The organism is Halomonas sp. PBN3 (assembly GCF_000475415.1).
Classification (GTDB): domain Bacteria; phylum Pseudomonadota; class Gammaproteobacteria; order Pseudomonadales; family Halomonadaceae; genus Halomonas; species Halomonas shengliensis.
The window spans coordinates 40,079-49,827 of the sequence record NZ_AXCA01000209.1; the positions used below are offsets into that span (position 1 = coordinate 40,079).

The following is a 9,749-nucleotide window of genomic DNA, read 5'->3' on the forward strand; positions in this document are numbered from 1 at the left end:
TCTCGGTCGAGATTGCGGGGAGCACAGGGTGGTGTCGAGAAGCGGGAACTTGAAGTGAAGCGAGTGGTGCGGATGGGGAGACTTGAACTCCCACGCCCGAAGGCACCAGAACCTAAATCTGGCGTGTCTACCAATTCCACCACATCCGCACGGGTAGGCAGGCGTCGTATTGTACGGACGCCCCTGGGCAAGTCAATCGGCATCGGGGAGCTCCAGGTGGTCGGCGGCGGCCTCGGCCATGGCGGCGGGGCTGGCTGCCGCGAGTCGGGGAACCACGCCCAGGCAGGGCGCGGGCAGCGTGGCCGCGAGGGTCGCCAGGTTGTCGCGATAGAGTGCCTGGTCGGTGGCGAATGCCGGGTCCACCAGGCTGCCGATCCAGCCGGCCAGGCGCAGGCCATCCGCGGCGATGGCATCACAGGTGAGCCGCGCATGGCTGATGCACCCCAGGCGCAGCCCCACCACCAGGATCACCGGCAGGCCCAGTGCCACGGCCAGGCCGGCGAGGTCCTCGCGGTCGTTCAGGGGCACCCGCCAGCCGCCGGCCCCCTCGACCAGGCCCAGATCGCGCGGCTCGTCCAGCAGCGGGCGGGCATGGTCGACCAGGTCATCGAGGGCCAGCGTCTCACCGGCTCGGCGCGCAGCCAGGTGCGGGGCGATGGCCGGGGCAAAGGCATGAGGGTTGACTGTCGCGTAGTTTACCTCGGGGTAGCAGTGGGCCTGCAGCGCAAGGGCGTCGGAGTTGCGTAAACCGCCGGGGGTAGTCTCGCTGCCCGAGGCGACGGGCTTGAGGCCCAGGGTGGTCAGGCCGCGGCGGCGGGCCAGGGCCAGCAGGCCGCTGGCCACCAGGGTTTTGCCGGCGTCGGTATCGGTGCCGGTCACGAAGTAGGCGGGCATCTCAGCGTTCTAGCTCCAGGGTCAGCAGGTGGTAGGTCACGGGCAACCCTGCCGGTTCGCGCAGCGCCTCATAGCGGCGCGTCGCGCGGGTCAGGTCGGCACGGGTGAGGCCTGCGCCCCTGGCGGCCTGGGCGCCCACGCCCTTGATGGAGGCCATCACCGCGGCGAGGTCGGGATAGTGGAAGCGCTGGGTGGTGGCCCCCACGCCGATCCGCGAGAAGCCCGCCAGGCGTGCCGCGCGGTGATGGCAGGCCGCGTCCCGGAAGTCCAGCAGGGCGGCGGGCTGGCTGGGGCGTGACCAGGCCTCGCTCACCTCCGCCAGGGTGCCGGGCATCAGGGTGTTGATCAGCGCCCGACCGCCGGGGCGCAGCACGCGATGCAGCTCGGCCAGCACCGCCTCGAGGTCCGGGCACCACTGCAGGGCGAGGTTGGAGAACACCAGGTCCAGGCCGGCGTCGGGGAGCGGCAGGGCGGCGGCATCGGCGCACAGCCAGTGGATGCGTTTGCCGTGGCACCGGCGGGCCTCCTCCAGCATCCCCGGGGCCAGGTCGAGGCCGGTGACCGCGCCACCCTCGCCGAAGCGGTCGGCCAGCCGGGCGCTCCAGTGCCCCGGGCCGCAGCCCAGGTCGAGGATGGCGTCGGCACGGGCCGGCAGCTGCGTCCACAGGGTCTCGCCCATGGCATGCTGGGCCGCGGCGAAGCATTTGTAGCGGGGCGCGGCGCGGGAGAAGGCGCGGGCCACGCGACGCTGCCAGTCTGCCGATGGTGGCCGGGCTGGGGCCAGGTCCAGGTCAGTGACGGTGGTCATGCCGGTACCTCCCCTGCAGACGGCGTCCGTGCGACCGTCATGTCGCGGGACAGGGCGATGAGGGCCTCTGCCAGAGCGTCTGGGCGCGTGAGCATGGGGCAGTGTCCTGCCTGGTCCAGCACGCAATCAGCGCCGGCGATCGTCGCCGGGGCCAGCAGCGGGTCGCGGTGCCCGACGAGGCGACGGGCCGGGCAGGGGGCTTCGGCCAGGGCCCGTGTGACGTCGAGATCGGCGAGCCAGCCGAGGCCCGTGGCCAGGGTGGCGGCATCGGCGTGACCGTCGATCAGCTCGAGCAGTCGGCGATGGGCACCGCGAGGGTCCGGCTCGCCGCCCAGCTGCCAGCGGCGGAAGTGGGCCAGGGTGGCGCCCGGGTCGCGGGCGAAGGCGCGGCGGAAGGCGGCCAGCGCTCGCGTCGAGACGCCCTCCGGGTGGCAGAAGCGCGCGCCGATGCCGAGCTGAACCAGCCCGCGGGGTGGTGGCAGGTGCGCCAGCAGGGCGGCGGCCAGCAGTCCGCCCAGCGACCAGCCCACCCAGATGGCGTCTGCCGGCAAGGCATCAGTCATGGCCTCGGCCAGCGCCTCCAGGCTGCCGTCTGACACTAGCGGGGACCGACCGCCGTAGCCGGGCCAGTCCGGGGCGGTGACCGTGACCTCCTTCGGCCAGTAGTCGGCAAGCGGCTGCCAGATGCCGGCGTCGACGCCCCAGCCGGAGAGCAGCACCAGGGACGTCATGGGGTGACCTCCCGCAGTCCGGCATCCCGGGCCTGGCAGGCCGCCAGCCCCTCGAGCAGGGCATCGAGGTCGGCGTCGGTGTGGGCGGCGGAGAGCGTGATGCGCAGCCGCGCCTGGCCACGGGGCACCGTGGGCGGGCGGATGGCGCCCACGGCGAGGCCGCTGGCGGCGAGCCGTTCGGCCCAGGCCATTGCCTGGGCGTCGTCACCGAGCAGCAGCGGCTGGATCGGGGTGGTGCTGTCCGCCAGCGGCAGGCCCAGGGTCGCCGCCTCGCGGCGGAAGCGTCGGATATGCGCCTGCAGCCGGCGGCGCCGCTCCGGCTCGGCGGCGAGGATCTCCAGTGCGGCCAGGGTCGCCGCCGCCACCCCCGGGGGCTGGGCGGTGGTGTAGACGTAGGGGCGGGCGAACTGGATCAGGTGCTCGATCAACGCCTCGCTACCCGCCACGAAGGCGCCGGCGGTGCCCAGCGCCTTGCCCAGGGTGCCCACCAGCACCGGCACCGCGTCGGCGCCATGGGCGCGCCCCACGCAGCCGTCGCCATTGCCGCCGAGCACTCCTAGGCCGTGGGCGTCGTCGATCATCAGCCAGGCGCCGTGGCGGCGCGCGATCTCGGCAAGCCCGGGGATGTCGGCGACATCGCCGTCCATGCTGAAGACGCCGTCGCTGACCACCAGTCGGGGTGCCTCGGCTGGTGCGCGGGCCAACAGCCGCTCGAGATCGGCGAGATCACCATGGTGGAAGCGCCTCGACAGGGCGCCGGCCAGCCGGGCGCCATCCAGCAGCGAGGCATGGTTGAGGCGGTCCTGGAAGATCCGGGTCTCGCCGTCGCAAAGCGCCTGCAGGGTGCCCACGTTGGCCATGTAGCCGGTGGAGAAGAGCAGCGCCCGGGGGCGCCCCGTCAGCGCGGCCAGGCGTTCTTCCAGCGCCTCGTGGACCTCCAGGTGGCCGCTGACCAGGTGCGAGGCCCGGGCGCCGGCGCCGTGGCGCCGTGCCCCCTGGGCCATGGCCTCGGCCACCCGCGGGTCACGGGCCATGCCCAGGTAGTCGTTGCCGGCGAAGTCCAGGGGGGCGGCACCCGGCGAGGCGGTGCGGCGATGCCGCCAGCGCCCCAGGGCGTGTCGCTCGTGGGCCCGCTCGGCGAGCCGGGAAGGCCAGTGGACCGCCATCCTCAGCGCCCGCTGGCATCGACGGCGAGGGCCTCGGCCAGGGCGGCCTGCTCCCGCGCTCCCTGGGCGGCCAGCTCGGCCTCGAGCGCCTTTTCCACCCTGGCCTGCATACCGGTGTCATCCGTACAGGTCTCGCGATGCTCCGGATGAAGCCCGAGCCGCTCGAACAGCGCGCGGTCGCGTTCCGCCTGGGGGTTGGCGGTGGTCAGCAGCTGGTCGCCATAGAAGATTGAGTTAGCCCCGGCCAGGAAGGCCAGCGCCTGGGTGGCGTCATCCATCTGCTCGCGGCCGGCGGAGAGGCGAACGTGGCTCTTCGGCATCAGGATCCGCGCCACGGCGATGGCGCGCACGTACTCGATGGGGTCCAGGTCCTCGACGTCCTCCAGCGGCGTGCCGGGCACCTTGACCAGCATGTTGATCGGCACCGACTCGGGGTGCGGGTCGAGGCGTGCCAGCTGCTGAAGCAGGGCGGCGCGGTCGCGGGGCGCCTCGCCCATGCCCAATATCCCGCCGGCGCACACCTTCATGCCCGCCTCGCGGACATGGCCCAGGGTCGCCAGGCGGTCGGCGTAGCTGCGGGTGGTGATGATCTCGCCGTAGTACGCCGGCGAGGTATCGAGGTTGTGGTTGTAGTAGTCGAGGCCCGCCGCGGCCAGGCGGCCGGCCTGGTCGCCGTCGACCATGCCCAGCGTCATGCAGGTCTCGAGCCCCAGCGCCTTGACCCGGCGGACCATCTCCAGCACCACCTCGAGGTCGCGCTCCCGCGGGCTCTTCCAGGCCGCCCCCATGCAGAAGCGGCTGGCGCCGGCGTCCCTGGCCGCCCGGGCCTGGGCCACCACCTTCTCGACCTCCAGCAGCTTCTCCTTGCCGAGGCCGGTGTTGTAGTGGCCGGACTGCGGACAGTACTTGCAGTCCTCCGGGCAGGCGCCGGTCTTGATGGAGAGCAGGGTGGAGACCTGCACGGCGTTGGGGTCGAAGTGGGCGCGATGCACCCTCTGGGCCCGGAACAGCAGGTCGTTGAAGGGCAGGGCGAAGAGCGCCTCGATCTCGTCGAGGGTCCAGTCGTGGCGCAGGGCAGTGGTGGCAGCTAGGGTCTGGGTATCAGGGGGCAGCACGGCGGTGGGCATGGGGGCGCCTATGGTCAACTTGGTGTCATGGAATAAGTTGACGGACAGCTTACGGCTGGGCGTGGCATTGTCAACCCGGGTGGAGGTTGAAGTTGACAGGGTGCTGCGGCGGGCCCTGCCCGGGCGTTGTGCCTTCTGCCTCGCCCCGAGCGAGCGAGGGGCTCCCTGGTGCCACGCCTGTTTCGAAGCATTGCCCTGGAACCTGCCCGCCTGTCCCGGGTGTGCCGAACCCCTCCCCCTCGCCCTCAGCGGGCAGCGCTGCGGACGCTGCCTACGCACGCCACCGGCCTTCGCCAGGGCGCGGGTGCCGCTTCGCTATGTCGACGAGGTGGCCTGGCTGGTGCGGCGTTTCAAGTTCGAGGCCTCGCCGCGGGCCGGGGCGGTGCTGCTGGCGCTGCTGGAGGACGCCCTGGTGGCGGAGGTCCATGCCTGGCCTCAGGCGCTGGTGGCGGTGCCGCTGCATCCGCGACGCGCCCTGGAGAGGGGCTTCGACCAGGCCGGTTGGCTGGCCAGGCGCCTGGGGCGCCGCCTGGGGGTACCCTGTCTCGATGCCGAGCGGCGCCGCGATACCCCGAGCCAGCGCGGCCTCGACCGCCGCGAGCGCCGAGCCAACCTGCGTCACGCCTTCCGTGTGTCCGGGCGGCTGCCGCCCCGGGTGGCGGTGATCGACGACGTCATGACCACCGGGGCGACCCTGGAGGCACTGGCCCAGGCCTGTCAGGCGGCGGGCGCCGAGGAGGTCGAAGCCTGGGCCGTGGCGCGCACGCCGCGGACGCCGTCGGCGCCGGAAGCCTGATAGAGTGGGGGCTTTCCCCGGAGGCCGCGACATGGACGAATCCCTGCACTCCCGAGACACCCACTCCGAGCCGTCCCACCCCTTCGCGACGCTCTCGCCCGTCCGGGTGGTGGCGGCCATCGAGTCGCTGGGCTTCTGGCTGCCCGGCGAGCCCTTCGCCCTGAACAGCTACGAGAACCGGGTCTACCTGGTGCACGACGATGAGCGGCGGCGCTGGGTGGCCAAGTTCTATCGCCCCGAGCGCTGGACGGACGCCCAGATCCAGGAGGAGCACGACTTTCTCGCCGAGCTGGCGGCGGAGGGCGTGGCGGTGGCCGCACCCTGGCGCGATGCGACGGGGGCAAGCCTGCACCACGCCGAGGGCTTCCGCCTGGCGCTCTTCCCCCAGTGCCCGGGCCTGGCGCCGGAGCTGGAGAACCCTGCCCACCTCTTCGCCCTGGGGGAGCTGATCGGTGCCGTGCATGCGGTGGGGGAGCGCGGCGTCTTTCGCCATCGCGGGGCGATGGACCTCGACGCCATGGTGGTGGAGGCACGCGAGCGGGTGCTCGCCGGGCCCTGGCTGGATCGCCGCCAGCGCCAGGCCTACGAGCGCATCACCGCGGCCCTGCACGAGGCGCTCGCCGAGTATCACTGGCCGCCGGCGATCCGGGTCCACGGCGACTGCCATATCGGCAACATCCTGGGGCGCGACGAGGCCTTCACCCTGGTGGACTTCGACGACTGCCTGATGGCGCCCGCGCTGCAGGACCTGTGGATGCTGATCACCGCCCAGGCGCCGGAGGAGCGCCATATGCAGCTCTCCGAGGTGATCGAGGGGTACGAGCAGCACCGCGAGTTCGATCGCGGCGAACTGGCCCTGGCCGAGCCGCTGCGCACCCTTCGCCTGTTGCGGCACAGCGCCTGGCTGGTGGCGCGCTGGGAGGACCCGGCCTTCCCGACGGCCTTTCCCTGGCTGGCCGATGCCGGTTACTGGGAGGGACACATCCGCACCCTGGAGCAGCAGCGTCAGGCGCTGGAGCGTTCGCCGCGCTGGCTGGCCTGAAACGAACACGCCCCCGGGATCGGGGGCGTGGTGGCGGTAGCGGTGGGGCGGGTCAGTCGGCGTCGGGATCCGGCGCATCGGCGGGGATCGGGTTGGCCACGCCCTCGCCGTTGGCCTGGCGACGCTCGATGTTGATCTGCTCGGAGGGGTTCGCCTGCTCCTCGATGACCAGGTCGCTGGCCAGCTGCAGCTCGAAGCCGTGCTCCGGGGAGAGCTCGCAGCGGCCGTTCTGGCAGGCGTCGATGCCGAAGTCGCCATCGCTGCCATAGGCGGCGGCGGAGATCTCGCCGCTGTAGATGTGGCTGTCGCCGGCCTCGGCGTCGATGCAGGTGACGCTGTCGGTGGTCAGGCGGATGCGGCCTCCATCCAGGCGGGCATCGCCCACCATCACGCAGTAGTCAGGCACCTGGTGGCTGCCACTGCCATCGGCGACCGGGCGCAGCAGGACGTCATCGCGCTCGGGGGTCTCGGCATCGAGCACCAGCGGCTCGATCACCTGCACCTCGAGGCGGGCGTCGGCGGGCAGTTCCAGGGTAGTGGCGAAGGCCAGGGTGGGGGCCAGCAGGGCGCCCAGCAGCAGGGAGATCTTGGTCATGTCGGGCTCTCGGGGGATGATCTGCGCAGCATGAAGGCCTGCATGGTACCACAGCCGCGTGGCCTGCCTCATCGGCCTTTGGCGGGTGCGGCAGGATGTCGCGACCGAGGCAAGGCCGCCGCGAGGGGGAGCCCCATCGCCCGGGCTGGTAGACTGTCCGAGTGTGAGTCGAAAAGATTGTACAAAAATAGATTCCTGTATATCTTTTGTATATTGATGGCGCCTCCCTCCCTGAGGCGCCTTCCCGAGAACGGATCCACCTGACGGGTACCCCCGATGACCGAAGAGCTCGCCAACCACTACCGACAGATCATTCGCGCCGTGGGAGAGGATCCCGGGCGGGAAGGGCTTCTGGACACCCCCAAGCGCGCCGCCAAGGCGATGCAGTTCCTCAACCGTGGCTACCTGCAGTCGCTGGAGGAGATCGTCAACGGCGCCGTGTTCGAGTCCGAGACCGACGAGATGGTGCTGGTCAAGGATATCGAGCTCTACTCCATGTGCGAGCATCACCTGCTGCCCTTCATCGGCAAGTGCCACATCGCCTACCTGCCCAGCGGCAAGGTGCTTGGGCTCTCCAAGTTCGCGCGCATCGTCGACATGTATGCGCGGCGCATGCAGATTCAGGAGAACCTGACCCGCCAGATCGCCGAGGCGGTGCAGGAGGTCACCCAGGCGCGCGGCGTGGCCGTGGTGATCGAGGCCCAGCACCTGTGCATGATGATGCGCGGGGTCGAGAAGCAGAACTCCAGCATGACCTCCTCGGTAATGCTCGGCGCCTTCCGCGACAACATCTCGACCCGTCAGGAGTTCCTGACCCTCATCCACGGACGCTGAATCCTCCAGGGAGAGCCGGCCCATGCCGCTGCACGCCATCGACGACCAGCACTTCGACCATGACCTGGCGACCATCCGCATCAAGAACCTCCGCCTGCGCACCTATATCGGCATCAAGGAGGAGGAGATCAAGAACCGTCAGGACGTGGTGATCAACGCGGTGATTCGCTACCGCGCCGACAAGGCGGTGGCCTTCAACCATATCGAGCAGGCGCTGAACTATCGCACCATCACCAAGCAGGTGATCGCCCACGTCGAGGAGAACCGCTTCCTGCTGCTCGAGCGCATGACCCGCGAGGTGCTCGACCTGATCATGGCCCACGAGCAGGTGCTCACCGCCCAGGTCGAGATCGACAAGCCCCACGCCCTACGCTTCGCCGATTCGGTCTCTATCACCCTCTCCGAGAGCCGCCAGCCGCGCTGACGCCGTCCCCGCTCCACGGCGCGCCGATGTCCCGAACGGGAATGCCGGCGCGTTGATGCAGGCGGGGGCAAAGACGGTTGGAGTGGTACGCGCTTTGCGCTTAGCATGAGGGCAAACCGACCCGATCGCCGCGTCGCGGCAGGAGACCGAAATGGAAGCCCTCAAGGAAACGCAGCTCTACTGTCCCTTCGCCTATATCGACGGCAGCTGGGTGGCCGCCGACAGCGGTGAGCAGATCAAGGTGGTCAACCCGGCCACCGGTGAGCCCATGGGCGATGTGCCACGCCTGGGTCGCGCGGAGACCGAGCGCGCTATCGAGGCCGCCCACGCGGCCCTGCCCGCCTGGCGGGCGCTGACCGCCCAGGAGCGTGCCGACATCCTGATGAGGTGGTACGAGCTGATGCTCGAGCACCAGGATGACCTGGCGATGATCATGACCTTCGAGCAGGGCAAGCCGCTCAAGGAGGCCGCCGGCGAGATCGCCTATGCGGCAAGCTTCCTGCGCTGGTTCGCCGAGGAGGCGCGCCGCGTCTACGGCGAGACCATCCCCGCCGCCAAGGCCAACCAGCGCATCGTGGTCACCAAGCAGCCGGTGGGCGTGGTCGGGGCCATCACCCCCTGGAATTTCCCGGCCGCGATGATCACCCGCAAGGCGGGCGCGGCGCTGGCCGCGGGCTGCACCATTGTGATCAAGCCGGCTAGCCAGACCCCGTTCTCGGCCACGGCCCTGGCCAAGCTCGCCGAGCGGGCCGGCGTGCCCCGCGGCGTGTTCAACGTGGTGCCGGGGCGCGCCAGCGAGATCGCCGCGGCCATGACCGAGTCGCCGCTGGTGCGCAAGATCACCTTCACCGGCTCCACGGAGGTGGGTCGCGAGCTGATGGCCAACGCCTCCCAGCACATCCAGAAGATCTCCCTGGAGCTCGGCGGCAACGCGCCTTTCATCGTTTTCGAGGATGCCGACCTGGACGCCGCGGTGGAGGGCGCCATGGCCGCCAAGTTCCGCAACGCCGGTCAGACCTGCGTGTGCACCAATCGCTTCCTGGTGCAGTCCAGCGTCGTCAACGCCTTCTGCGAGAAGCTCGCCGTGGCCATGAACAGCGAGCTCAAGGTGGGCGATGGTACCCAGGCGGGCATCAACATCGGCCCGCTGATCGATGACAAGGCGGTGGCCAAGGTGAGCGAGCACGTCCAGGACGCCGTGGACAAGGGGGCCGAGCTGCTGCTGGGGGGCCACCCGCACCCGCTGGGCGGCAACTTCTTCACGCCGACCCTGATCAGCTTCGCCACCGATCAGATGAAGGTGGCGAAGGAGGAGACCTTCGGCCCGCTGGC

General features: G+C 70.7%; 11 protein-coding genes and 1 tRNA gene. 5 read left to right on the forward strand and 7 right to left on the reverse strand.

What is annotated here, in order from left to right; translation table 11 throughout:
* Window positions 1-64: 64 nt before the first annotated feature.
* The 6 genes from Q673_RS33970 to bioB all read right to left on the reverse strand — a co-directional run bounded on the left by Q673_RS33970 (window position 65) and on the right by bioB (window position 4,726).
* Window positions 65-149 (reverse strand) — tRNA-Leu (locus Q673_RS33970).
* A 43-nt stretch (window positions 150-192) separates the two neighbouring features.
* The gene (gene bioD / locus Q673_RS33975) at window positions 193-894 is read right to left on the reverse strand and encodes a dethiobiotin synthase (RefSeq protein WP_023007254.1); all 702 of its coding nucleotides are present in this window, start codon (window positions 892-894) and stop codon (window positions 193-195) included.
* 1 nt (window position 895) lies between these two features.
* Window positions 896-1,702, reverse strand: a complete 807-nt coding sequence (locus Q673_RS33980; RefSeq protein ID WP_023007255.1) for a methyltransferase domain-containing protein — start codon at window positions 1,700-1,702, stop codon at window positions 896-898.
* Complete coding sequence (locus Q673_RS33985) at window positions 1,699-2,433, reverse strand: alpha/beta fold hydrolase (protein ID WP_023007256.1); 735 nt, start codon at window positions 2,431-2,433, stop codon at window positions 1,699-1,701. Before Q673_RS33985 ends, Q673_RS33980 begins: the two co-directional genes overlap by 4 nt.
* Window positions 2,430-3,599, reverse strand: coding sequence for an 8-amino-7-oxononanoate synthase (bioF, locus tag Q673_RS33990; RefSeq protein WP_023007257.1), 1,170 nt, complete (start codon window positions 3,597-3,599; stop codon window positions 2,430-2,432). The genes Q673_RS33985 and bioF overlap by 4 nt, the downstream gene beginning before the upstream one ends.
* 2 nt (window positions 3,600-3,601) lie before the next feature.
* Window positions 3,602-4,726, reverse strand: coding sequence for a biotin synthase BioB (gene bioB / locus Q673_RS33995; protein ID WP_023007258.1), 1,125 nt, complete (start codon window positions 4,724-4,726; stop codon window positions 3,602-3,604).
* A gap of 10 nt (window positions 4,727-4,736) precedes the next feature.
* Between bioB and Q673_RS37125 the strand changes: the two genes are divergently transcribed.
* Both Q673_RS37125 and Q673_RS34000 read left to right on the forward strand, forming a co-directional pair.
* Window positions 4,737-5,522, forward strand: coding sequence for a ComF family protein (locus Q673_RS37125; RefSeq protein ID WP_268744291.1), 786 nt, complete (start codon window positions 4,737-4,739; stop codon window positions 5,520-5,522).
* Window positions 5,523-5,553: 31 nt separating this feature from the next.
* A complete protein-coding gene (locus Q673_RS34000) occupies window positions 5,554-6,564 on the forward strand; it encodes a serine/threonine protein kinase (protein WP_023007260.1) in 1,011 nt (336 codons plus the stop codon).
* 52 nt (window positions 6,565-6,616) lie between these two features.
* On the opposite strand, the gene Q673_RS34005 is transcribed toward Q673_RS34000, so the two are convergent.
* Entirely contained in the window at window positions 6,617-7,159 is a 543-nt protein-coding gene (locus tag Q673_RS34005) for a hypothetical protein (RefSeq protein ID WP_023007261.1), read from the reverse strand.
* Window positions 7,160-7,435: 276 nt separating this feature from the next.
* Here Q673_RS34005 and folE point away from each other — a divergent pair, with 276 nt between their 5' ends.
* From folE to Q673_RS34020, 3 genes are all read left to right on the forward strand, one after another.
* Window positions 7,436-7,993 (forward strand): GTP cyclohydrolase I FolE, encoded by a 558-nt coding sequence (gene folE, locus Q673_RS34010; protein ID WP_023007262.1) that lies wholly within the window; start codon window positions 7,436-7,438, stop codon window positions 7,991-7,993.
* A 22-nt stretch (window positions 7,994-8,015) separates the two neighbouring features.
* Window positions 8,016-8,417, forward strand: a complete 402-nt coding sequence (gene folX, locus Q673_RS34015) for a dihydroneopterin triphosphate 2'-epimerase (RefSeq protein ID WP_023007263.1) — start codon at window positions 8,016-8,018, stop codon at window positions 8,415-8,417.
* Window positions 8,418-8,568: 151 nt separating this feature from the next.
* A partial coding sequence (locus tag Q673_RS34020) for an NAD-dependent succinate-semialdehyde dehydrogenase (protein ID WP_023007264.1) occupies window positions 8,569-9,749 on the forward strand: 1,181 nt, incomplete at its 3' end.

Coding starts and splice junctions, on each gene's coding strand:
- bioD (WP_023007254.1), bottom strand. CDS start 894: ATGCCCGCCTACTTCGTGACCGGCACCGATACCGACGCCGGCAAAACC.
- Q673_RS33980 (WP_023007255.1), bottom strand. CDS start 1,702: ATGACCACCGTCACTGACCTGGACCTGGCCCCAGCCCGGCCACCATCG.
- Q673_RS33985 (WP_023007256.1), bottom strand. CDS start 2,433: ATGACGTCCCTGGTGCTGCTCTCCGGCTGGGGCGTCGACGCCGGCATC.
- bioF (WP_023007257.1), bottom strand. CDS start 3,599: ATGGCGGTCCACTGGCCTTCCCGGCTCGCCGAGCGGGCCCACGAGCGA.
- bioB (WP_023007258.1), bottom strand. CDS start 4,726: ATGCCCACCGCCGTGCTGCCCCCTGATACCCAGACCCTAGCTGCCACC.
- Q673_RS37125 (WP_268744291.1), top strand. CDS start 4,737: ATGGTCAACTTGGTGTCATGGAATAAGTTGACGGACAGCTTACGGCTG.
- Q673_RS34000 (WP_023007260.1), top strand. CDS start 5,554: ATGGACGAATCCCTGCACTCCCGAGACACCCACTCCGAGCCGTCCCAC.
- Q673_RS34005 (WP_023007261.1), bottom strand. CDS start 7,159: ATGACCAAGATCTCCCTGCTGCTGGGCGCCCTGCTGGCCCCCACCCTG.
- folE (WP_023007262.1), top strand. CDS start 7,436: ATGACCGAAGAGCTCGCCAACCACTACCGACAGATCATTCGCGCCGTG.
- folX (WP_023007263.1), top strand. CDS start 8,016: ATGCCGCTGCACGCCATCGACGACCAGCACTTCGACCATGACCTGGCG.